This window comes from Streptococcus parasanguinis (assembly GCF_901875555.1).
In the GTDB taxonomy this organism is placed as follows: Bacteria; Bacillota; Bacilli; order Lactobacillales; family Streptococcaceae; genus Streptococcus; species Streptococcus parasanguinis_H.
Window position 1 is genome coordinate 239,718 of sequence record NZ_CABFMD010000011.1, and the last position, 23,867, is coordinate 263,584.

The window sequence follows — 23,867 nt, forward strand, 5'->3', positions numbered from 1 at the left end:
AAAGGAGCAAATAACGAAATGAAACGTATTGCTGTTTTAACTAGTGGTGGAGATGCCCCTGGTATGAACGCTGCCATCCGTGCAGTTGTTCGTCAAGCAATTTCAGAAGGAATGGAAGTTTTCGGTATCTATGATGGATATGCGGGAATGGTTGCTGGTAAAATTCAGCCCCTTGACGCCTCATCTGTTGGAGATATTATTTCCCGTGGTGGTACCTTCCTTCACTCAGCACGTTACCCTGAATTCGCACAACGCGAAGGTCAATTAAAAGGGATTGAGCAGCTGAAGAAACATGGAATCGAAGGTGTTGTCGTTATTGGTGGAGATGGTTCTTATCATGGTGCGATGCGCTTGACTGAGCTTGGATTCCCAGCTGTTGGTCTTCCTGGTACGATCGACAACGATATCGTCGGAACTGACTTTACAATTGGTTTTGATACGGCAGTCACAACTGCAATGGACGCGATCGATAAGATCCGTGATACTTCTTCTAGTCACCACCGTACTTTCGTTATCGAAGTGATGGGACGTAACGCTGGAGATATCGCTCTTTGGGCAGGGATTGCATCTGGTGCAGATGAAATCATCATCCCAGAAGAAGGATTTAAAATCGGAGATGTTGTTGAGAGCATCAAAGAAGGTTATAAAAAAGGTCGTACTCACAATATCATCGTTTTAGCTGAAGGTGTGATGTCTGCTGCTGACTTTGGTAAGGCATTGAAAGAAGCAGGTGATGAAAGTGACCTCCGTGTGACCGAGCTTGGCCATATCCAACGTGGTGGTTCTCCAACTGCACGTGACCGTGTCCTTGCATCACGTATGGGTGCACATGCTGTTACGTTGTTGAAAGCTGGTATTGGTGGTGTAGCTGTTGGTATTCGCAATGAGAAAATGGTGGAAAACCCAATCCTTGGTGATGCAAAAGATGGTGCTCTCTTTAGCTTGACGGATGACGGTAAGATCGTCGTAAACAATCCGCATAAAGCAGATCTTGGTCTTGCTAAATTGAACCGTAGCTTATCATCTATTTAATTTCATTTCTTAATTTCGTTAACATGTCTTAAAAAGACAGATATATAAAAAAGGAGTCGTATATCATGAACAAACGTGTTAAAATCGTTGCAACTTTAGGTCCTGCGGTCGAAATCCGTGGTGGTAAAAAATTTGGTGAAGATGGATACTGGGGTGAAAAACTTGACGTTGAAGCTTCAGCACAAAATATCGCTAAATTGATCGAAGCTGGTGCTAATGTTTTCCGTTTCAACTTCTCACATGGTGACCATGCTGAACAAGGTGAACGTATGGCAACTGTTAAACGTGCAGAAGAAATCGCTGGTAAAAAAGTTGGTTACCTTCTTGATACAAAAGGTCCTGAAATTCGTACTGAATTGTTCGAAGGTGAAGCAAAAGAATATTCATACAAAACTGGTGAAACGATTCGTGTTGCGACAAAACAAGGAATTAAATCTACTCGTGACGTTATCGCTTTGAACGTTGCAGGTTCACTTGACATCTTTGATGATGTTGAAGTTGGTCACCAAGTATTGGTGGACGATGGTAAATTGGGTCTTCGTGTTATCGAAAAAGATGCTGCTAAACGTGAATTTGTTGTTAAAGTTGAAAACGATGGTATCATCGCAAAACAAAAAGGTGTAAACATTCCTAATACAAAAATTCCTTTCCCAGCTCTTGCTGATCGCGATAACGATGATATCCGTTTCGGTTTGAAACAAGGAATCAACTTCATTGCTATCTCATTTGTACGTACTGCAAAAGACGTTCAAGAAGTTCGTGCAATCTGTGAAGAAACTGGTAACAGCCACGTTCAATTGTTTGCGAAGATCGAAAACCAACAAGGTATCGAAAACTTGGATGAAATCATTGAAGTTACTGATGGCATCATGATCGCTCGTGGTGACATGGGTATTGAAGTACCATTCGAAATGGTTCCAGTTTACCAAAAGATGATCACTTCTAAAGTAAACGCTGCTGGTAAAGTTGTTATCACTGCAACAAACATGCTTGAAACAATGACTGAAAAACCACGTGCAACTCGTTCTGAAGTATCTGACGTCTTCAACGCTGTTATCGATGGTACGGATGCTACAATGCTTTCAGGTGAATCTGCGAATGGTAAATACCCACTTGAATCTGTAGCTACAATGGCGAAAATCGACATGAACGCTCAAACTCTTTTGAAAGAATATGGTCGTTTGAATCCAGCTGCCTTTGAACGTCATTCTAAGACAGAAGTTATGGCATCAGCAGTTAAAGATGCTACAAGCTCAATGGACATCAAATTGGTTGTTACATTGACTAAGACAGGTCACACTGCACGTTTGATCTCTAAATACCGTCCAGATGCTGATATCTTGGCATTGACATTTGACGAATTGACTGAACGTGGATTGATGTTGAACTGGGGTGTTATCCCAATGTTGACAGATGCTCCTTCATCAACTGATGATATGTTCGAGATTGCTGAACGTAAAGCAGTTGAAGCTGGTCTTGTTAAATCTGGTGATGATATCGTTATCGTTGCTGGTGTACCAGTTGGAGAAGCTGTTCGTACAAACACAATGCGTATCCGTACAGTACGTTAATAGACAATTTGATCTGAAAGCCTTGCTGGTTGGTCCGAAAGGATCGACCGCGAGGTTTTTCTTGTTTAGTTTGCTAACAAGACTTCTCACTAATGCTTACTTTCTCTTTTTTAAAGATCAAAAAAATGGTATAATAAATCAAAAGGAAGGGAGACATACATGCCAAGGAGAGATTTAATTAGAAATGTCATCATTGTCGCTGTATTGGTCTTAGCACTGATTTTGCTTCGAATCTTTGTATTTCATCCATTTAGTATCAATGATAAGATGGCCAATGCTTCTGTGAAAAATGGAGATCTTGTGGTAGCAACTAGAAATGCTCAGGTAGATCGCAGCGATTTGGTCTTATACAAGGTCGGTGGAAAAGAATACCTTGGACGTGTCATTGCCAAAGAAAATGATGAGGTCAGCTACGTGGATGATGTTCTCTATTTGAATGGACAGGCAACACCAGAACCTTACCTGAATAAAATGCTAAACAAACATCTAGCTGCTCCAACGAGTAATGGGTATTATACGGATGATTTCTTTTTATCAGAGTTAAAAGGGACCAAGGCTGGTCGTGTACCATCTGATACCTATCTAGTCTTAAATGATAACCGTGGGGATACAGAAGATAGTCGTGAGTTTGGTTATATCCATAAAAATCAGATCGAAGGAGTCGTGAATCTGCGTCTCTATCCTCTCAATAAATTTGGATTTATAAAAGTAGAAAAATAGCCGAAAGGCTATTTTTTTTTATAAATATCAAAATGAACTAGTTATTTTCCCATTTTTGTGGTAAGATATTCATTAAATAATTTTTTAGGAGGAGAATGCTATGCAGTATGCTTTGGAAATTTTACCAAGTTTGTTAAAGGGAGCAAGCCTCACCTTGCAAGTGTTTGCTTTCGTATTGATTTTATCGATTCCATTAGGAATCGTTGTTGCCTTTTTGCTTCAATTGCGCTCAAAGATCCTGCATGGACTCCTAACGATTTATATCTGGATCATGCGAGGGACCCCTCTATTGCTCCAGTTGATCTTTATTTATTACGTCCTTCCAAGTATTGGGATTCGGATTGACCGCTTGCCTGCGGCTGTTACAGCCTTCACCCTTAATTATGCAGCCTATTTTGCAGAAATCTTTCGTGGCGGGATCGTTGCCATTCCAAATGGCCAGTATGAGGCGGCTAAGGTCTTAAAACTGAGTTCTTGGCAAACGATTCGCTACATTATTTTGCCTCAGGTGGTGAAGATCGTTCTTCCAAGTGTCTTCAATGAAGTCATGTCCTTGATCAAAGATACTTCCTTGGTCTATGCTCTGGGAATTAGTGATTTGATCCTCGCTAGTCGGACGGCAGCCAATCGTGATGCCAGTCTAGCACCCATGTTTTTAGCGGGAGCTATTTATTTAATCCTCATTGGGATCGTGACCATCATTGCCAAGCGGGTTGAAAAGAACTTTTCATATTATAAATAGGAGGAGAAGCATATGTTAGAATTAAAACAAATTTCGAAACGTTTTGGGGATAAGCAGATCTTATCAGATTTCAATCTTCTCGTTCCTGAAAAACAAATTGTTGCTATTGTTGGACCTTCTGGGGGTGGAAAGACCACCTTGCTTCGCATGTTAGCTGGTCTTGAAACGATTGATTCTGGTCAGATCATCTACAATGGTGAAAACTTGCCTCTGGATACCTTAGAAAAACGAAGTCTTCTCGGTTTTGTCTTCCAGGATTTTCAATTATTTCCACACTTATCGGTTATGGAAAACCTGATCTTGTCACCTATCAAGACCATGAATGTGACTAAGGAAGAAGCGACTAAAAAAGCCATGAGCTTACTGGAGCGCTTGGGGCTTGGAAACCATGCGGATGCTTATCGATTCTCCCTATCGGGTGGTCAGAAGCAACGGGTGGCATTGGCGCGTGCTATGATGATCGATCCGGAAATCATTGGCTATGATGAGCCAACTTCGGCCTTGGATCCAGAATTGCGATTAGAAGTTGAGAAGTTAATCTTGCAAAACCGTGAACTGGGCATGACCCAGATTGTTGTGACTCACGATATTCCATTTGCAGAGGCCATTGCGGATATACTGGTCAAGGTTGAGCCAAAATAGGAGGTGCCTATGAAACGTGTAATACCATGGCTGCTAGGTGTCCTTAGTCTCGTCCTTCTGACGGCTTGTGGTCAGACTGTGAGTGATCCGAAAGTAGACAACTGGCAAAAATACCTAAAAGAGCAGTCCATCACGATTGGTTTTGATAATACCTTTGTTCCCATGGGCTTTGAACAAAAAGATGGAACCTATGCGGGGTTTGATATTGATTTGGCCAATCAAGTCTTTGAATCTTATGGGATTCATGTCAACTGGCAGCCTATCGATTGGGATATGAAAGAGACAGAACTGAAAAATGGGACCATTGATGCCATCTGGAATGGCTATTCAGCAACAGATGAACGTCGGGAAAGTGTTGCTTTTACAAAGCCCTATATGAAAAATGAACAAGTCTTGGTCACTAAGAAAGCCTCTGGGATCCAATCAGTCGATGGGATGAAAGAGAAACGATTAGGTGCACAGACTGGATCGTCTGGCTATATGGATTTTGAAGCCAATCCTAAAATCTTAAAAAATAAGGTCAAAAATCAAAAGGCTACTCAATACCAGAGTTTTAACGAGGCACTGATCGATCTCCAGAACGATCGGATCGATGCCCTCTTAATCGATCGTGTTTATGCCAACTATTATCTACAAACAGAAGGAATTTTAAAAGACTACAATGTCTTTCCTGTCGGTTTTGAGACAGAATCCTTTGCGGTAGGGGTGCGCAAGGCGGATAAAACATTGAAGAAAAAAATTGATGAAGCTTTCGTAAAACTCTATCAAAAGGGCCAGTTCCAAAAGATCTCTAAGAAGTGGTTCGGAACGGATGTAGCGACAGATGACATCAAGTAAAAAAGCTAGGAAATGATTCCTAGCTTTAGATTAAAGACAAAGTTATCTTAAAAACTTTCCTTAGGTGAGTACGGACGTCAGCGAACTTCTACGAAGTTCCATGACTTAGTTTTGAACCTAAGGTTTCAAAACTCCCGAGTGCTAGAAACACCACTGTTTCTAGCACTTTTCTCACAGCGGAAAGTTTTGGTATACTTTTGATTCATTTTAAAAATTAGAAAATTTTTAGAGAATCAATTAACTTTTTTTATAAGGTTTGGATACTCTCTCAAGCTAGGAGATACTTCCTAGCTTTTTAGTCTGTTTTATTAGTAATTTGATGGAAAATCTTTTGCCAAGTTTCGTGGCGTCGCCAGAGACTGGTATGGATTTGGCCGTCGAGTTCATAGCGGATAAGTTTGGTTTTTTGGCTGATGGACTCCAGTTCAAAGTGTTGAAAGTGAACTTGGTTGTTTGCGATGGCTTCGATCAATTCTTCCTTGTGGTGTTCGTGACCGCTATCGTCAATCAAGGTATAATTATCCGCTAGAAGAGTATCGAACTCTTGCTTGGCATAGAGGCGTTTTTCGTAGGTCAAGAGTTTCTTTTCGACATTTTCGATGAGCTCATCTTCAGGAATCGAGCTTGGTTCCACATGAACATCAATGTCAAAGACGCCAAATTCTTGCCTGAGAAGGTCTTCGACTTCCTCTGTGATCGCATGACTTTCATAGACAGAAAGATCGGGATTCATTTCCAAAACGACATCTAAGTAGATATTACTTCCATAGGTCCGTCCACGTTGGTATTTCACGCGGGCGATTTTTGGCAATTTGAGAATGGCTTTTTCATAATCCTCCAATAGGCTATCGTCAAACCCATCTGAAAGGCTGAAGGAAGATTCCATAAAGATATCGTAAGCTGTTTTGAGGATAAAGAAGGTAATGATGACGGCAACGATCTTGTCGACAATGGGATAGTTAAAAGCACTAGCAACGATCGCAATTGATGTTCCAAGAGAGGTGACGACGTCTGAAAGATTGTCTTTTGCAGCTGCTTTTAAGGCTTTTGATTTGGCCCGTTTTGCTAGGCGTAAATCGTAAACGTAGACGCCAAACATGACAATGGCCGAAAGGACTCCAACAGTTGCTCCAAGTGGATCGATACTGGCAGATTCATTATTGAAAATCTTTTGGAGGGTATCTCTTAGGACGTCAAACCCAACATAAAACATAATGATAGAAGTTACTAAGCTAGCCAAATCTTCAATTTTCCAATGGCCAAATTTGTGGTCGCGGTCAGCTGGTTGGCGGGCGAGACGAATCCCGATGAGCAGGGCAACGTTGCTAATAATATCGGATAAGTTGTTAAAACCATCTGCTACCAGACTGGATGAGTGGAGCAGATGACCGGTCGCTAACTTAGCACAAGATAGCAATAAATAGGCAATAATACTAACGATAGCACCACGTTCGGCCAGTTTTAAGTTACTGTTTGGTTTGTCCAAAATACCCTCCTAACCCTCTAATGAGAACCTTCTAGTTTATAAGTTACTATTATATCGTTTTTAGAAGTGAAATTCAAATGTATCCCTTTTTAAAAGAAGTTGGGCCGGTTTTTGTGGTATAATAGAACGATTGAATGAATGAGGAGAATGAGATGAATCCTTTATTGAATGGTATGAATGATCGCCAGGCAGAGGCGGTCCAAACGACAGAAGGTCCCCTCTTGATCATGGCGGGGGCTGGATCTGGTAAGACACGTGTCTTGACCCACCGCATCGCTTACTTGATCGATGAAAAAATGGTCAATCCTTGGAATATTTTGGCCATTACCTTTACCAATAAAGCCGCTCGGGAGATGAAGGAGCGGGCTTATCAATTGAATCCAGCCACCCAAGATTGCTTGATCGCCACCTTCCACTCCATGTGTGTGCGTATCCTCCGTCGAGATGCGGATCACATTGGCTATAATCGGAACTTCACCATTGTCGATCCAGGTGAGCAACGGACCTTGATGAAGCGGATTTTGAAGTCTTTGAATTTAGATCCGAAGAAATGGAATGAACGAACCATTTTGGGGACCATTTCCAATGCCAAGAATGACCTGCTTGATGAAGTGGCTTATGCTGCACATGCAGGGGATCTGTACACTCAGATTGTGGCCAAGTGCTATGAGGCTTACCAAAAAGAACTTCGTCAGTCAGAAGCGGTGGACTTTGATGATTTGATCATGCTGACCTTGCGCCTCTTTGACCAGCATCCTGATGTGCTGACCTATTACCAGCAGAAGTTCCAATATATCCATGTAGATGAGTACCAAGATACCAACCATGCCCAATACCAATTGGTCAAACTCTTGGCTTCTCGATTTAAAAATATCTGTGTTGTTGGGGATGCTGACCAGTCTATTTATGGCTGGCGGGGAGCAGATATGCAGAATATCCTGGACTTTGAGAAGGATTATAAGGAAGCTAAGGTCGTCCTTTTGGAAGAAAACTATCGCTCGACAAAGACCATCCTACAAGCAGCTAACGATGTGATCAAACATAATCGCCACCGTCGTCCGAAGAATCTCTGGACCCAAAATGAAGACGGGGAAGAGATTGTCTATTACCGAGCTAATGACGAGCAGGATGAAGCGGTCTTTGTTGCCAAAACCATTGAAGAGCTCAGTCGGAAAGCTAAATACAAGCACCGTGATTTTGCGGTTCTTTACCGGACCAATGCTCAATCCCGGACCATTGAAGAAGCGTTACTCAAGTCCAACATTCCCTACACGATGGTAGGGGGTACCAAGTTCTACAGCCGGAAGGAAATTCGGGATGTCATTGCTTATCTGAACTTGATTGCTAACCTCAGTGACAATATCAGTTTTGAGCGCATTATCAATGAACCTAAGCGGGGAATCGGACCGGGTACAGTGGATAAGATTCGTGATTTTGCGCAAATGCAAGAATCCTCGCTCCTGGATGCTTCGGCCAATATCATGCTCTCAGGTATCAAAGGAAAAGCATCCCAAGCCATCTGGGACTTTGCCAATCTCATTCTTGATTTGAGAGAAAGATTGGACCAGCTGACCATTACAGAGTTAGTCGAAGAAGTCCTTGACAAGACAGGCTATATGACTGCCTTAACCAATCAGGGAAATTTGGAAAGTCAAGCCCGCATTGAGAATATCCAAGAGTTCCTGTCTGTTACCAAGAATTTTGATGAAAACGGGGAAACCGTCGAAGACGAAACAGGTGTGGAAACCTTGAGTCGTTTCTTGAACGACTTAGCCTTGATTGCCGATACAGATGATGGGGCGCAAGAAACTTCAGAAGTGACCTTGATGACCCTTCACGCGGCTAAAGGCTTGGAGTTTCCAGTTGTTTTCTTGATTGGGATGGAAGAAAATGTCTTTCCTCTTAGTCGGGCAGCAGAGGATCCAGATGAGTTGGAGGAAGAACGTCGTCTGGCTTATGTGGGGATCACACGGGCAGAGAAGGTTCTCTTCTTAACCAATGCCAATTCTCGTTTGCTCTTTGGTCGTACCAGCTACAACCGACCAACGCGTTTCATCAATGAAATTAGCTCGGATTTATTAACCTACCAAGGATTAGCGCGTCCGGCTAACACCAGCTTTAAGGCTTCTTATAGCAATGGTGGCGGAACGACCTTTGGAAAAGGAATGAGCCTGTCACAAGCCCTTCAAGAACGAAAGAGACAAGCAGCCCCAAGTGCCCTCACGTCATCAAGCCTTCCCTTCGGCAATGGGAACCAAGCTGGTGCTAAAGAAAGTGTCGCTTGGTCCATTGGCGACATTGCCCTTCACAAGAAGTGGGGAGAAGGAACCGTGCTGGAAGTATCTGGTAGTGGCAATACCCAAGAACTCAAGATTAACTTCCCAGAAGTGGGGCTCAAGAAACTCTTGGCCAGCGTTGCTCCGATTGAGAAGAAATAAACTGAAACCAGTAAGCTTAGCTTGCTGGTTTTGCCTTTTATAAAACTTCCCTTAGGTGAGGACGGACGGTAGCGACTCCCTTTGGGATTCCATACCTTAGATTTGAGCCTTCCGTCTCAAATCTACCGAGCAGGAGAAACAAATCTGTTTCTGTTACTTATCTCACGGCGGGAAGTTTCAATGGTTCGCCTTCCGTTTCCTCAAATGCTTCTTATGTTCACTATTTCTGTTATAAACTTTATTTCGAAAGTAGGAGCAAAGCCTAGTTTGCTGGTTTTGATTTTACTGGTAGCATGATATAATAGACTAAGAATAGAGAAAGAGGCATGCTATGAACGAAATCAAGTGCCCCAACTGTGGGGAAGTCTTTATAGTCAACGAGAGTCAATACAGCGAACTCTTGTCACAGGTAAGGACAGCAGAGTTTGACAAGGAAATCCACGAGCGGATTCGGCAAGAGTTGGCTTTAGCTGAGCAAAAAGCCCTTAATGAGCAACAAGAGAAGTTAGCTAAAAAGGACCAAGAAATTGCTCGGTTACAAAATCAGGTTCAACAGTTTGATACCGAAAAAGAATTGGCCAAAAAAGAGGTGGAGCAAACCGCTAGTCAAAGTTTGTTAGAGAAGGAAAAAGAAGTTCAGGCACTGGAGAATCAGTTGGCTACCTTGCGCTTGGAGCATGAGAACCAACTACAAAAGACTTTATCTGACCTAGAAAAAGAACGGGATCAGGTCAAAAATCAGCTTCTTTTACAAGAAAAAGAAAACGAGCTTTCTCTTGCTTCGGTGAAACAAAACTATGAAGCACAGCTCAAGGCGGCTAGTGAGCAAGTTGAGTTTTACAAGAATTTCAAGGCCCAACAATCAACCAAAGCTATTGGGGAAAGTCTGGAGCAGTATGCGGAGAGTGAGTTTAATAAGGTTAGAAGTTTCGCTTTTCCAAATGCTTATTTTGAAAAGGACAACAAGGTTTCTGCGCGTGGTTCTAAAGGAGACTTCATCTTCCGTGATTTTGATGAAAATGGGCTAGAATTCATTTCCATTATGTTTGAGATGAAAAATGAAGCAGATGGAACGGAGAAGAAGCACAAGAATGCCGATTTCTATAAGGAATTGGACAAGGATCGTCGAGAAAAGAACTGTGAATATGCGATTTTAGTGAGCATGTTAGAGGCAGACAATGACTACTTTAACACAGGGATTGTGGATGTCAGTCATGAGTATGAGAAAATGTACGTCGTGCGTCCTCAGTTCTTTATCCAACTGATTGGGCTCTTGCGTAATGCGGCTCTTAACTCCTTAAAATACAAGCAGGAGTTAGCACTGATCCGTGAACAAAATATTGATATTACTCATTTTGAAGAAGACCTGGATGCATTTAAAGTTGCCTTTGCTAAGAACTACAATTCAGCTTCAGTCAATTTCGGCAAGGCTATCGATGAAATTGACAAGGCCATCAAACGGATGGAAGAGGTCAAGAAATTCCTCACCACATCCGAAAATCAACTCCGCCTCGCTAACAACAAGCTGGATGATGTATCAGTCAAAAAATTGACCCGCAAAAATCCAACAATGAAGGCCAAGTTTGATGCGCTGAAGGAAGAATAGGAGGATCCTATGCAGATACGAAAAGCAACTATGAAAGATGCTGAAGCCCTACTGTCTTTATACGAAGACTTAGGCTATCCAACGACCGCTTCTAAGCTGTCTCGACGTTTAGAAATGATTCTTTCTCAACCGCATTATGGCTGTCTTCTAGCTGAAAGAAACGGAGAAATTTTAGGTTTCTTAGGTTATGCAAAGCTCTTATTTTTTGAAGCAGATAGATCTTACTATCGTATTTTAGCTTTGTCAGTTTCAAAAGAAACAAGACGCCAAGGAATTGCTAGTAGGCTAATCGATGAATTGAAAAAACAAGCGGTAAAAGAAGGAGTTGAGGCACTGGCTTTAAATAGTGGATTAACCGCTGAACGAAATGCTGCACATCAGTTTTATCAGGCAGTTGGATTTGAAAAAGTGACTGCCGGCTTTGCCTTGCATTTAAAAACCCAACATAAATAAATCATGAAAAAATAGTAGAGGGAACGAAATAATGTCTTCAACAAAAGGGAAAACCTTATATTTTAACGATAAGAGCATGGACTATGTGACCTTTGGTAAAGGTAAGCAGCCATTAGTGATCATACCAGGCTTGGGGGATGGGTTGCAGACGGTTAAAGGAAAGGCCCAGCTCTTTTCCCTCTCTTATCGTCTACTTGCCAAGCGCTATAAAATCTATGTTTTTTCTCGAATCAATGAGCTGAGACAGGGCTATACGACGCGGGATATGGCAGCAGATGTAGCAGAAGCAATGGAGACACTAAACCTAGATACCGCCTATGTCATGGGGATTTCACAAGGTGGAATGATTGCTCAATGGTTAGCTGTAGATTTTCCAGAAAGGGTTCAAAGGCTTATCCTAGCTGTTACAACAGCGAAACCTAGTCAACTTGCTAGAGAACGAATTGAGCATTGGCAAAAGCTTAGTCAATCTGGAAATTTTAAAGACCTCATGCTGGATATTGCAAAGTATTCCTATACGCAAAAGAGTTATCATAAATGGCGATTACTTTATCATATTATGGGTCGCCTGGGACGAATGAAAGATGAAAAACGAATTGTCATTCAGTCTCAGTCTTGCTTAGAACATAATAGCCTTGAGGTCTTAAAAGAAATTCATTGTCCGACCTTGGTTCTTGGTGCACTTGAAGATGATGTGATCGGTGTGAAGGGATCCAAAGAACTGGCAAAAGCGATTTCGGGTTGTCAGCTCCTTATTCTTAAGCATTCAGGTCATGCTCTGTATGAAGAAAATAAAGCATTTCAAGAGGCTGTCTGTGGATTTTTACATTAAAAAACGCTGGAAAAATTTTCCAGCATTTTTTCTATTTAAATCGCAAAGAGATCGTTTAGGTTTTCTGCCATGGTTGGGTGGGTAAAGATTTGTTTTGCGATGTAAGTATAAGGAATCTTGTTGTCCATGGCCATGGTGATCAGGTTGATGAGTTCACCAGCAGCTTCTCCAAAGAGAGTCGCTCCAAGAATTTCTTTGGTTTCTGGGTTGACCACGGCTTTAAAAGCACCACGAAGGTCTGCATTGACATGTCCGCGAGGCATGGCAGCAACTGGCAATTCTTTGACAGCAACTGGAAGTCCTTTGTCGCGTGCTTCTTGCTCAGTCAAGCCGACTTGGGCCAATGGAGGAGCAATGAAGAGTGTCGTCGCATAATTTCTACGTGTTTCGAGATTGTAGCTTCCATCGCCTGTAAGGTAATTAAAGACGATGCGGAAGTCATCAAGTGACATGTAGGTGAATTGAGGACCACCATTGACATCCCCAACTGCAAAGACACCAGGAACACTGGTTTCTAAATGACGGTTGACTTGAACCGCTCCACGATCCGTAACTTGGATGTCTGTGTTTTCAAGACCAAGGCCAGCTGTGTTTGGCTTACGTCCGGTTGCGTAAAGAAGAATATCAAATTCGAAATCCCCTTTATCTGTTACAACCGTTAAGCTGTTTTGGCCATCTTTAATTTCTTGGGTATGAACACCTTGAAGGAACTGAATACCATCTTCTTCAAGGTAGCCTTTTGCAAGAGCTGCGATGCTTGGCTCAATCCGTGGCAAGAACGTGTCCGCAGCATCCAATACTGTTACTTGACTACCTAAGGTATTGTAGAGATGAGCAAATTCCAATCCAATTGGTCCACCACCAAGGACACCCAGGCGTTTAGGTAGATTTTCCAACCGTTGAATACCGGTGGAGTCTACAGCAAATTTACTTTCAGCCAATCCTGGGATTGGAAGGACAGTTGGTACTGCACCAGTATTAATAATAATGGTTTCAGCAGTCAATTCTTCCTTTTCGTCACCAGCTTGAATTTCGATGACCTTGTTGGAAACGAAACGAGCTGTTGCATCGATAACGTCTACACCCGTTCCAGCAATGGTTGCGTAGTTCTTGCCGTTGAGACGAGTGGTGACCGCATTTTTTTCGCTCATGGCTTGCTCAAAATCCAAGCCTTTTTCCGCTGCGACAATCAAGGTCTTAGTTGGAATACAAGCGATATTGATACAGGTACCACCGTACATGGACTTGCTCTTTTCAATCAGAGCGACTTTTTTCCCATGGCTTGACAATTTTGCGGCCAAAGTTTTCCCGGCTTTCCCGAAGCCGACAACGATTACATCATACGTTAACATATTATACACCTTCCTTTGATTTTCATTTTATCAAATGAAGGAAAAATTGTCTGAAATCTGCTACGGAATTTTTTTGAAACACCTTGGAGACGGGAATCAGCGACAAGAGAGAGCTTTCATGGTATAATAAAGGATCGGTGACTTGGATGATCACACAATCAGTTAGAAAGAGCAAATCAAGATGGACGGAATTATTAATGTAAAGAAAGAAGCGGGTATGACCTCGCACGATGTGGTCTTTAAACTGCGCAAAATTCTGGGGACCAAGAAGATTGGCCATGGGGGGACCCTGGATCCGGATGTGGTAGGAGTGCTTCCCATTGCCGTTGGAAAGGCGACTCGGATGGTTGAATTCATGCAAGATGAGGGCAAGATCTACGAGGGTGAAATCACTTTGGGATTTTCTACCACGACGGAAGATGCCAGTGGGGAAATCGTTGAGCGGACGCCAGTAGAAGCACCCTTAGATGCAGCAGAGGTCGACCGTATGATTGCTCAGATGGTGGGTGAAATCAAGCAAGTACCTCCTATGTACTCAGCAGTCAAGGTCAATGGGCGCAAGCTCTATGAATATGCGCGTGCAGGAGAAGAAGTGGAACGTCCTGTCCGAAAAGTGACCATTTATGAGTTTGCAAGGACCGGAGAGATTGTTTATGAAGAGAAAACAGCCCGATTTCCCTTCCGTGTCAAATGCAGTAAGGGGACCTATATCCGGACCTTGTCGGTGGATTTAGGGCAGAAACTGGGTTATGCAGCCTATATGTCCCACTTGATCCGCACCAGTGCAGCCGGTTTGTCCCTTGAAGATGCCTTGACTTTAGAAGAAGTGGCTGAAAAAGTGGCGCAAGGAGATTTGAGCTTCTTTCGTCCTCTTGAAATTGGGACAGGAGATCTGGAAACAGTAGAGCTGACAGTAGAAGAGGTTGGCGAAGTCCAAGTGGGACGCTTTATTCCGGTTGAGAGTGAGGCAAAAGAGTTGGCTGCTTTTTACCAAGGAAAACTAGTGGCTATTTTAGAGAAAAGGGAAGAACTTTACAAACCTCGCAAGGTTTTTCTGACAGAAAGTGTGTTACAATAAATTCATGAATATTCGTACGATAACTACTGCAAATCAGATCCACGTGGAGTGTGAGACGGTTTTGGTCTTGGGCTACTTTGATGGCCTGCATCTGGGGCATCAAGAACTCTTTAAAAAGGCACGTCAGATAGCAGATAAAAAAGGCTTGAAGGTCGCTTTGTTAACCTTCCCGGAATCTCCTAAGTTAGCCTTTGTCCGTTACCAGCCTGAATTATTGCTCCATCTGCAAAGTCCAGAGGATCGCTTTCAAACCTTAAGAGAACTTGGAGTAGATGAGCTCTATCTCATTGATTTTACGACTGATTTTGCTTCTAAAACAGCTAAAGAATTTATTCAGCATTATGTGAGGGCACTAAAGGCCAAGGTCTTGATTGCTGGTTTTGATTATAGTTTCGGTTGTGATAAGAAAACAGCCTCCGATTTATCCGCTTATTTTGGAGGCCAAGTGGAAGTCATTGAACCCGTACTGGATCAAGGTGAGAAGATCAGCTCAACCCGTATTCGTAAAGCAGTTGTAGAAGGGCGCGTCAAGGAAGCAGCCCGTCTGCTGGGACGTCCCTTAGCTAGTCGAGGGATTGTAGTGCACGGGGATGCGCGTGGTCGTACCATTGGCTATCCAACGGCTAATCTAGCCCCGATTGATCGGACTTATCTACCATCTGATGGCGTCTATGTAGTCGATATTGATTTTAAAGGGCAGACCTATCGGGGAATGGCCTCTGTCGGGAAAAATGTCACCTTTGATGGTAAAGAATTGCGTTTTGAAGTCAATCTCTTCGATTTTACAGGTGATATCTACGGTCATACCCTAACCATTCACTGGTTGGACAAGATTCGAGAAATGGTCAAGTTTGATGGTGTAGCGTCTTTAGTAGCTCAATTAGAAGAGGACGAAGCAGTCGCACGCAAGTGGTCAAAAACATAATCTCAAGAGAGTGGGACAAAAGTCCTAGCCTCTCAATTGTTTTTGGATTGTCGAGCAAGACGCAGTGGTTGAGTGGGCTCTACTACGCTGATTTTATCAGCTTTTACAGCCCTACTCAACTGTGCGGAGGTGGGACGACGAAATCGAATTCTAACGAATGACCGATTTCTGTCCCACTCTCTTTTTCTTCGTCTTACCATGTTAAGGAAAATGAAAGTGCTTCCTGATTTCCACTGAAATTCAGAAAAATAGCCGAGAAATCAAAAAAGCCTTTTCAAGCCTCTCTTTTTTTTGTATAATAGAGTTAAATAGTTAGATACAATAAAGAAGTGAAATACATGATTACATTATTTTTATCACCGAGTTGTACATCATGTCGAAAAGCACGGGCTTGGTTAAAGAAGCACGATGTTCCATTTAAAGAACACAATATTATGACAAGTCCTTTGAGCAGTCAGGAGTTGACAAGTATTTTGGCCTTAACCGAAAATGGAACGGACGACATCATTTCAACTCGCTCAAAAATTTTTCAAAAATTAGACGTTGATGTGGAGGATTTGTCGATTTCTGCCTTGATCCGACTGATTGAGGAAAATCCAAGTCTCTTGCGTAGACCCATTATTTTGGATAACAAACGCATGCAAATCGGCTTTAATGAAGACGAAATTCGGGCCTTTTTGCCACGAAGTTATCGCAAACAAGAGTTACGCTCTGCCACTCTGAGAGCAGAAATAAACTAAGAAGTATGTCGAATGCAAAAAAATTATAGTTACCCACTGGACTTATCGTGGAGCACTGAAGAGCTTGCTTCAGTGCTTTCTTTTTTCAATAAAGTCGAAGAAGCCTATGAAAGTAAGGTAGAGGCTAAAGAATACATGGAAGTCTACCGTGCTTTTAAGAAGGTTGCGCCAAGTATTGGAGAAGAAAAACGTCTTGGACGGGAGTTCGAAGAAGTGAGCGGTTATTCTCTCTATCGTGCAACCCAGGCTGCAAAGCAAAAAGAGGAAGGATGGTTTTCTCTTGAAGAATAAATTAGAGTTTGCCAAACAAATCGTATTAGAGGCTGGAGAGTATATCCGGCAGCATCTCAATGATTCGTTGAAAATCATGAGAAAGACAGGGCCAACTGATTTGGTAACCCAGATGGACCAGCAGGTCCAAAAGGATTTGGTTGAAAAGATCACCCGTCGTTACCCAATGGATCAGATTTTTGCGGAGGAAGATGGCCTTCGCTCGCCCATTTCAGAAGGTTCTGTTTGGGTGATTGATCCGATCGATGGTACCAATAATTTCGTAGCCCAAAAAGAAGATTTTGCTGTGATGGTGGCTTACTTTGAAGAGGGCCATGGTCAATTTGGCCTGATTTATGATGTGATGCGCGATCAGCTTTTTTATGGTGGCGGTGAGTTTCCAATATACCGTAATGAGGTTGAACTGAAGCCCTTTGCGGACCAGCCTTTGGAAAACTTTATGATTGCTTCAAATGTCGGTATGCTTGAGAAAAATGACTGGGGCATGGCTGATCTTGGGATGAAATGCCTCGGGATTCGGGTCTATGGAAGTGCGGGTATTAGTTTTTCAAAAATTCTCTCAGGTGGCATACTAGCGTATTTTAGCTATATTTGGCCATGGGACTATGCAGCCGCAGCGATCATGGGCGAACGCTTAGGCTATACCGTTTTGAATCTCAATGGAGATCAGCCAAATTACCAAACCCTTGAGCCCATCATGATGGTGCCAAAGGCCAAGTTGTCTGAAATCCAGACCTATCTGAAGAAGGGGAGAAAGTAGATGAATTTTCCCAATGGCTTTAAAGAAAAATACCAGCATCTTCTAGGTGAGGATGCTGCTGCTTTTTTTGCGACCTTTGAGCAAGAGGCAGTAGCAGCCTTTCGCATCAATCCCTTAAAAGAAAATCAAAAAGCCTTTTCGGACCCCATTCCCAATACCCCTTGGGGCCATTATGGAAAGGTGTCTGGTAAATCGATCGAGCATGCGACAGGCTTGGTCTATTCGCAAGAGCCAGCAGCTCAGATAGTGGCGCAAGTAGCTCAGCCAAAGCCTGGAATGAAGGTACTTGACTTAGCCGCAGCACCTGGTGGTAAGACGACGCAACTTTTGTCTTATTTGGATAATCAGGGACTCTTGGTCTCCAATGAAATCCACAAGGGACGCTCGAAAATTCTCGTAGAGAATGTCGAACGCTTTGGTGCGCGAAATGTACTGGTGACCAATGAGTCTGCCGATCGTCTGACAAAAGTTTTCTCAGGCTTTTTTGATCTGATTGTATTAGATGCCCCTTGTTCGGGTGAGGGGATGTTTCGTAAGCAACCAGACGCTATGGACTATTGGTCTGTCGAATATCCTCGAGAGTGTAGTCTTCTTCAAAGAGAAATTCTGGAAGATGCCCTTAAGATGTTGGTCCAAGGTGGTTCCTTGGTTTATTCAACCTGTACTTGGGCTCCAGAGGAAAATGAAGAAATTGTATCCTGGCTTTTGGAAAACTATGATCTGGAGCTGGAAACGATCGAGAAGATCAATGGTATGGCAGAAGGCATTGACTATCCAGAAACCGCGCGTATGTATCCTCATCGCTTTAAAGGGGAGGGCCAATTTGTCGCTAAGTTTCGTTATCTTGGTGAGAATCGAGCTGCGAAACTTCCTTCTAAGAAAGACCAATTAACTGCTGAACAAAAGAAATGGTGGCAAGATTTTGCCAAAAAACACCTATTCATTACACTCGATGGAGTGCTAGAAACTTTTGGAGAAGAGCTCTATCTGGTGCCGAAAGGTTTGCCAGATCTTCGAAAAGTAAAAATTGCCCGCAATGGCTTGCACCTCGGAACCTTCAAAAAAAATCGATTTGAACCTAGTTTTGCCCTTGGTCTAGCTCTGAAACCGAGTGAAGTCAAAGAGACCGTTTCGATCACGCCTGAGGACTTTGTTCATTATGTGGCGGGAGAGACAGTTCAATTGAAGGAAACGCATCCAAATGGATGGTACCAGGTCCTTGTCGAAGGCAATGGTTTGGGCTTTGCAAAAGTGACCGGGCAAACCCTGAAAAATTTCTATCCAAAGGGGCTTCGTTTTAGGTAAAATGCTGGGCAAAGACCCCGTTCTATGATATAGTGGAAGTACAGTTTTTTTTGAAAAAACTTGTCAAAATCATAAGTGAAATAGTGAAATATCAAGGAGACATGATTTGAAAAAGTCTAAAAAGCTGATCCTAGGACTAGCGACGATCGCATTAGCAGGAAGTTTATCTGCTTGTGCTTCTTGGATCAACCGAGGAGAATCCATCACTGCTGTTGGATCCACTGCCTTGCAACCCTTGGTTGAAGGAGTGGTAGATCGCTACATTGAAGAACATCCTGGTAAGATTGTGAATGTACAAGGAGGAGGTTCTGGTACAGGACTTTCACAAGTTCAATCAGGTGCTGTGGACATCGGAAATAGTGACCTGTTTGCAGAGGAAAAGTCTGGGATCGATGCCTCTAGTCTGGTCGATCATCAGGTAGCCGTAGCAGGGACAGCCATCATTGCCAATAAAAATATCTCGGTCGACAATCTGACAGCGGAGCAATTGCGAAAGATCTTTACGGGTGAATATACCAACTGGAAGCAATTGGGTGGTCCAGATCTTGAGATCACGATTGTGAACCGTGCCGTAGGTTCTGGTAGCCGGGCTGTCTTTGATGCTATTATCATGGATGGCAAACAACCCAAGCAGGCCCAAGAGCAAGACTCTAATGGAATGGTAAAAAACATCGTTTCTCAAACTCCAGGAGCCATCTCTTATTTGGCCTTTACCTACCTAGATAGCAGTGTCAAAACTATGAAGCTCAATGGTTACCAACCCACCAAAGAAAATGTCATCAGCAACAAATGGCCGATCTGGTCCTACGAACACATGTATACGAAAGGGAAACCCAATGAGTTGTCTAAAAAATTCATTGACTACATGATGACCGATGAGGTTCAGCAAAAGGTTGTTGGCAAGATGGGCTATATCCCGATCAATGACATGAAAGTCACCCGTGATTTAAAAGGGAATGTGACAAAAAAATAAAAGAATTAGGTAAAAAATGAACGAAGTAGCAAAAAAAATGCTGACGAAATCAAAAAACTCCCGCCTAGAAAAATTTGGGAAAACCATTACCTTTCTATGTATGAGTTTGATTGTTGTCGTCGTTGCCATGATTTTGATTTTCGTGGCCCAAAAAGGTTTATCGACTTTCTTTGTCAATAAAGTCAATATCTTTAGTTTTCTATTTGGGAGTACTTGGAATCCTGCTGCAAAGGAATTTGGAGCCCTACCCATGATTCTAGGTTCCTTTATTGTAACCTTGCTTTCTGCCCTCTTGGCAACGCCGTTTGCCATTGGTGCAGCAGTTTTCATGACAGAAGTCTCCCCTAAAGGGGCTCGTTTCTTGCAACCAGCGATTGAGCTTTTGGTGGGAATTCCTTCCGTTGTTTATGGATTCATTGGTCTTCAAGTGGTCGTCCCATTTACGCGTAGTCTCTTTGGAGGGACTGGTTTTGGGATCCTCTCAGGGGTCTTTGTCCTCTTTGTTATGATCCTACCAACTGTTACCTTTATGACGACCGATAGCCTCCGAGCTGTACCCCGTCATTACCGTGAAGCTAGTATGGCCATGGGAGCGACCCGCTGGCAAACCATTTGGCATGTCACGCTCAAGGCAGCCCGCTCTGGAATCTTTACAGCAGTTGTCTTTGGAATGGCGCGTGCCTTTGGGGAAGCCTTGGCTATCCAGATGGTAGTCGGAAACTCTGCAGTGGTGCCAACCTCGCTCACAACACCAGCTTCTACCCTCACCTCTATTTTGACCATGGGAATCGGAAATACCGTCATGGGTACGGTCAATAACAATGTTCTTTGGTCACTCGCCTTGGTATTGCTCCTCATGAGTCTTGCCTTTAACAGTGTGATTAAACTGATTACGAAAGAAAGAGGTAAGAAGAACTATGCACGCTAAACGAATGGATAAAATTGCAACAGGAGTACTGTATGCTATTTCAGGGATCATCGTTGCGATTCTTGCCTCATTGATCCTTTATATCTTGGTCCGTGGCTTGCCCCATGTATCCTGGCACTTCTTGACTGGGAAATCCTCTTCTTATCAAGCAGGAGGAGGGATCGGAATTCAATTGTATAATTCCTTTTTCCTCTTAGTCATTACCTTGGTGATTTCCTTCCCACTTTCTCTTGGGGCTGGGATTTACCTTTCTGAGTACGCTAAAAAGGGGCACTTGACCAATTTGGTTCGTACCTGTATTGAGATCTTGTCTTCCTTGCCATCTGTTGTTGTAGGTCTCTTTGGTTACTTGGTCTTTGTTGTCCAGTTCAAATATGGATTTTCGATCATTTCAGGGGCCTTGGCCTTGACCGTCTTTAACTTGCCACAGATGACCCGCAATATCGAAGATAGCTTGCAGCACGTCCACCATACCCAGCGTGAAGCAGGTCTTGCCCTAGGCTTGTCTCGCTGGGAAACGGTGATTCATGTCGTGGTACCGGAGGCTCTTCCAAGCATTATTACTGGGGTCGTTTTGGCATCAGGACGGATCTTTGGGGAAGCCGCTGCCTTGATCTATACAGCAGGTCAGTCAGCTCCAGCGCTTGACTGGTCTAACTGGAATATCTTTAGTGTGACCAGTCCGATTTCGATCTTCCGTCAGGCTGAAACCTTGGCCGTCCATATCTGGAAGGTCAACAGTGAAGGAACCATTCCAGACTCGATCGAAGTCTCAGCTGGTTCTGCCGCCGTTCTTTTGATCTTTATCTTGATCTTTAACTTTGGAGCACGCAAACTCGGAAGTTACCTCCATAAAAAACTAACATCTGCTTAAAGGAGAAGAAATGTCAAAATACAATTGGGATGAGCGACACATCATTACTTTTCCTGAAGAAAAGGTGGTCCTATCGACCAAAGATTTGCATGTCTATTATGGAACGAACGAGTCCATTAAAGGCGTCGACATGCAGTTTGAAAAGAATAAGATTACAGCCTTGATCGGTCCTTCAGGATCTGGGAAATCAACCTACCTTCGTAGTTTGAACCGGATGAATGATACCATCGATATTGCGCGTGTTACGGGTGAAATCTGGTATGAAGGAATCGATGTCAATCGTCCGGATATCAATGTTTATGAAATGCGCAAGCATATTGGGATGGTTTTCCAACGGCCCAATCCTTTTGCCAAATCAATATACAAAAATATCACCTTCCCGCATGAACGTGCTGGGGTGAAAGACAAGAAGGTCTTGGATGAATTGGTTGAAACATCCTTGAAACAGGCTGCTTTATGGGATCAGGTAAAAGATGATCTCCATAAATCTGCCTTAACCCTTTCAGGTGGTCAGCAGCAGCGACTCTGTATTGCGCGTGCCATCTCTGTGAAGCCAGACATCTTACTGATGGACGAACCTGCTTCAGCCTTAGACCCCATCGCAACAGCGCAATTGGAAGAAACCATGCTTGAGTTGAAAAAAGATTATACCATTGTCATTGTGACCCACAGCATGCAACAAGCAGCCCGTGCTAGTGATTATACCGGTTTCTTTTATCTTGGAAACCTCATCGAGTACGATAAGACCTCGAATATTTTCCAAAATGCGAAATTGCAATCGACCAACGATTATGTATCTGGTCACTTTGGATAAAGTAGAATGACAACAAAAAGGAAAATAGAATGACAGAACCAATTTTGCAAGTCAAGGACTTGTCGGTTTATTACAATAAAAAGAAGGCTTTGAATAGTGTCTCTTTGGATTTTGCTCCAAAGGAGATTACAGCCTTGATTGGTCCTTCAGGATCAGGGAAATCTACCCTTTTAAAAGCCATTAACCGCATGGGGGACCTGAACCATGAGGTCACCACCACAGGAACCATCCTCTATAATGGACATAATATCTATGGACCTCGTACCGATACGGTCGAATTGCGCAAGGAAATCGGAATGGTCTTCCAACAGCCCAATCCCTTCCCAATGTCCATTTATGATAATGTGACCTATGGCTTGATGATTAATGGGGTCAAGGATAAGGCTGTCTTAGATGAGGCAGTTGAAACCTCATTGAAACGCGCTTCCATCTGGGATGAAGTCAAGGATCGACTGCATGATTCAGCGATCGGACTTTCCGGTGGTCAGCAACAGCGGGTCTGTGTGGCGCGGGTTCTTGCGACTAGTCCAAAGATTATTCTTTTGGATGAACCAACTTCAGCGCTGGACCCGATTTCAGCTGGTAAGATCGAAGAAACCTTGTATGGACTAAAAGATCGCTACACCATGCTCTTGGTGACACGCTCCATGCAGCAAGCGAGTCGGATTTCTGATAAAACAGCCTTTTTCTTGGATGGCGATTTGATTGAGTACAATGATACCAATGAAATGTTCATGAACCCAGCTAAGAAAGAAACAGAGGACTATGTCTCTGGTAAATTTGGATAGGAAGAAAAAGAAAATGTTACGAATTCAATTTGAAGAAGATTTAGAAAAGTTGCATAACCAGTTTTATGCAATGGGAAACGAAGTGTTGAGCCAGATCAACCGTACAGTAAGAGCTTTTGTCACACATGACCGTGAATTGGCCCGTCAAGTCATCGAAGACGATGCCAAGATCAATGATTTTGAAGTGAAGTTAGAGCGCAAATCCTTTGAGATCATTGCCCTCCAACAGCCAGTGTCACAAGACCTTCGCGTAGTCATGACCGTCTTAAAAGCGGTCTCTGACCTAGAGCGGATGGGTGACCACGCAGTATCAATTGCCAAGGCAACGATTCGCATGAAAGGTGAAGTGCGCATCAAATCTGTTGAGGAAGAAATCAGCAAGATGGGGCGTGAGGTCAAAGACTTTGTAGAAGCGACCCTTGATGTCTACCTCAAAGGTGATGTCGATTTGGCCTATGAAGTTGCGACACGAGACGAAGTCATCAACCATTACTTCGATAGTATCCAAGAATTAGCAACAGAAGAAATTCGCAAAAATCCTGAGTCTATCGTAACCGGTCGTGATTACTTCCAAGTGATCAACTTCTTGGAACGTATCGGAGATTATGCAAAAAACATCTGTGAGTGGGTGGTTTACTTTGAAACAGGTAAAATTATCGAAATGTAAGATCATAGAGTCT

24 protein-coding genes are annotated in these 23,867 nt (G+C 43.1%); 22 read left to right on the forward strand and 2 right to left on the reverse strand.

The window, feature by feature from the left end:
• Positions 1-18: 18 nt before the first annotated feature.
• The 6 genes from pfkA (at position 19) to JX304_RS03860 (ending at position 5,544) form a co-directional block, all read left to right on the forward strand.
• Complete coding sequence (gene pfkA, locus JX304_RS03835; RefSeq protein ID WP_205011335.1) at positions 19-1,032, forward strand: 6-phosphofructokinase; 1,014 nt, start codon at positions 19-21, stop codon at positions 1,030-1,032.
• 65 nt (positions 1,033-1,097) lie between these two features.
• Positions 1,098-2,603, forward strand: coding sequence for a pyruvate kinase (pyk, locus tag JX304_RS03840; RefSeq protein ID WP_205011336.1), 1,506 nt, complete (start codon positions 1,098-1,100; stop codon positions 2,601-2,603).
• A gap of 159 nt (positions 2,604-2,762) precedes the next feature.
• Positions 2,763-3,323 (forward strand): signal peptidase I, encoded by a 561-nt coding sequence (gene lepB / locus JX304_RS03845; protein ID WP_205011337.1) that lies wholly within the window; start codon positions 2,763-2,765, stop codon positions 3,321-3,323.
• A gap of 100 nt (positions 3,324-3,423) precedes the next feature.
• Positions 3,424-4,065 carry an amino acid ABC transporter permease gene (locus tag JX304_RS03850; protein ID WP_205011338.1) on the forward strand — a complete coding sequence of 214 codons (642 nt, stop codon included), beginning with the start codon at positions 3,424-3,426 and terminating at the stop codon, positions 4,063-4,065.
• 12 nt (positions 4,066-4,077) lie between these two features.
• Positions 4,078-4,707 (forward strand): amino acid ABC transporter ATP-binding protein, encoded by a 630-nt coding sequence (locus tag JX304_RS03855; protein WP_205011339.1) that lies wholly within the window; start codon positions 4,078-4,080, stop codon positions 4,705-4,707.
• 9 nt (positions 4,708-4,716) lie between these two features.
• Positions 4,717-5,544 carry an amino acid ABC transporter substrate-binding protein gene (locus tag JX304_RS03860; RefSeq protein WP_205011340.1) on the forward strand — a complete coding sequence of 276 codons (828 nt, stop codon included), beginning with the start codon at positions 4,717-4,719 and terminating at the stop codon, positions 5,542-5,544.
• Positions 5,545-5,839: 295 nt separating this feature from the next.
• Here JX304_RS03860 and JX304_RS03865 read toward each other — a convergent pair whose 3' ends face one another.
• On the reverse strand, positions 5,840-7,030 hold the full coding sequence (locus JX304_RS03865; RefSeq protein WP_205011341.1) for a cation diffusion facilitator family transporter: 1,191 nt from the start codon (positions 7,028-7,030) through the stop codon (positions 5,840-5,842).
• Between the two features lie 152 nt (positions 7,031-7,182).
• On the opposite strand from JX304_RS03865, the gene pcrA reads away from it, so the two are divergent.
• From pcrA to JX304_RS03885, 4 genes are all read left to right on the forward strand, one after another.
• Positions 7,183-9,468: a DNA helicase PcrA gene (gene pcrA / locus JX304_RS03870; protein WP_205011342.1), complete on the forward strand. Its 2,286-nt coding sequence runs from the start codon at positions 7,183-7,185 to the stop codon at positions 9,466-9,468.
• A gap of 331 nt (positions 9,469-9,799) precedes the next feature.
• Positions 9,800-11,074, forward strand: coding sequence for a DUF2130 domain-containing protein (locus tag JX304_RS03875; RefSeq protein WP_205011343.1), 1,275 nt, complete (start codon positions 9,800-9,802; stop codon positions 11,072-11,074).
• 9 nt (positions 11,075-11,083) lie between these two features.
• Entirely contained in the window at positions 11,084-11,527 is a 444-nt protein-coding gene (locus JX304_RS03880; RefSeq protein ID WP_205011344.1) for a GNAT family N-acetyltransferase, read from the forward strand.
• Between the two features lie 31 nt (positions 11,528-11,558).
• Positions 11,559-12,359: an alpha/beta fold hydrolase gene (locus tag JX304_RS03885; protein ID WP_205011345.1), complete on the forward strand. Its 801-nt coding sequence runs from the start codon at positions 11,559-11,561 to the stop codon at positions 12,357-12,359.
• Positions 12,360-12,394: 35 nt separating this feature from the next.
• Here JX304_RS03885 and JX304_RS03890 read toward each other — a convergent pair whose 3' ends face one another.
• On the reverse strand, positions 12,395-13,711 hold the full coding sequence (locus tag JX304_RS03890; protein ID WP_205011346.1) for an FAD-containing oxidoreductase: 1,317 nt from the start codon (positions 13,709-13,711) through the stop codon (positions 12,395-12,397).
• Between the two features lie 181 nt (positions 13,712-13,892).
• Between JX304_RS03890 and truB the strand changes: the two genes are divergently transcribed.
• The 12 genes from truB (at position 13,893) to phoU (ending at position 23,854) form a co-directional block, all read left to right on the forward strand.
• Positions 13,893-14,789, forward strand: a complete 897-nt coding sequence (gene truB / locus JX304_RS03895; protein ID WP_205011347.1) for a tRNA pseudouridine(55) synthase TruB — start codon at positions 13,893-13,895, stop codon at positions 14,787-14,789.
• A 4-nt stretch (positions 14,790-14,793) separates the two neighbouring features.
• Positions 14,794-15,714: a bifunctional riboflavin kinase/FAD synthetase gene (locus tag JX304_RS03900; RefSeq protein ID WP_205011348.1), complete on the forward strand. Its 921-nt coding sequence runs from the start codon at positions 14,794-14,796 to the stop codon at positions 15,712-15,714.
• 338 nt (positions 15,715-16,052) lie between these two features.
• The gene (locus JX304_RS03905; RefSeq protein WP_187539215.1) at positions 16,053-16,454 is read left to right on the forward strand and encodes a Spx/MgsR family RNA polymerase-binding regulatory protein; all 402 of its coding nucleotides are present in this window, start codon (positions 16,053-16,055) and stop codon (positions 16,452-16,454) included.
• A 12-nt stretch (positions 16,455-16,466) separates the two neighbouring features.
• Positions 16,467-16,745 carry a UPF0223 family protein gene (locus tag JX304_RS03910; RefSeq protein ID WP_205011349.1) on the forward strand — a complete coding sequence of 93 codons (279 nt, stop codon included), beginning with the start codon at positions 16,467-16,469 and terminating at the stop codon, positions 16,743-16,745.
• Positions 16,735-17,505, forward strand: a complete 771-nt coding sequence (locus JX304_RS03915; protein WP_205011350.1) for an inositol monophosphatase family protein — start codon at positions 16,735-16,737, stop codon at positions 17,503-17,505. The genes JX304_RS03910 and JX304_RS03915 overlap by 11 nt, the downstream gene beginning before the upstream one ends.
• Entirely contained in the window at positions 17,506-18,810 is a 1,305-nt protein-coding gene (locus tag JX304_RS03920; RefSeq protein ID WP_205011351.1) for an RsmF rRNA methyltransferase first C-terminal domain-containing protein, read from the forward strand.
• A gap of 106 nt (positions 18,811-18,916) precedes the next feature.
• Positions 18,917-19,783, forward strand: coding sequence for a phosphate ABC transporter substrate-binding protein PstS family protein (locus JX304_RS03925; protein ID WP_205011352.1), 867 nt, complete (start codon positions 18,917-18,919; stop codon positions 19,781-19,783).
• A gap of 16 nt (positions 19,784-19,799) precedes the next feature.
• Positions 19,800-20,711, forward strand: a complete 912-nt coding sequence (pstC, locus tag JX304_RS03930; protein WP_003003307.1) for a phosphate ABC transporter permease subunit PstC — start codon at positions 19,800-19,802, stop codon at positions 20,709-20,711.
• Positions 20,701-21,585, forward strand: coding sequence for a phosphate ABC transporter permease PstA (gene pstA / locus JX304_RS03935; protein ID WP_205011353.1), 885 nt, complete (start codon positions 20,701-20,703; stop codon positions 21,583-21,585). Before pstC ends, pstA begins: the two co-directional genes overlap by 11 nt.
• Positions 21,586-21,595: 10 nt before the next feature.
• A complete protein-coding gene (gene pstB, locus JX304_RS03940; RefSeq protein WP_049496102.1) occupies positions 21,596-22,399 on the forward strand; it encodes a phosphate ABC transporter ATP-binding protein PstB in 804 nt (267 codons plus the stop codon).
• 29 nt (positions 22,400-22,428) lie between these two features.
• The gene (gene pstB / locus JX304_RS03945; protein WP_205011354.1) at positions 22,429-23,187 is read left to right on the forward strand and encodes a phosphate ABC transporter ATP-binding protein PstB; all 759 of its coding nucleotides are present in this window, start codon (positions 22,429-22,431) and stop codon (positions 23,185-23,187) included.
• Positions 23,188-23,200: 13 nt separating this feature from the next.
• Entirely contained in the window at positions 23,201-23,854 is a 654-nt protein-coding gene (phoU, locus tag JX304_RS03950; protein WP_205011355.1) for a phosphate signaling complex protein PhoU, read from the forward strand.
• The last annotated feature ends 13 nt before the right edge of the window (positions 23,855-23,867 follow it).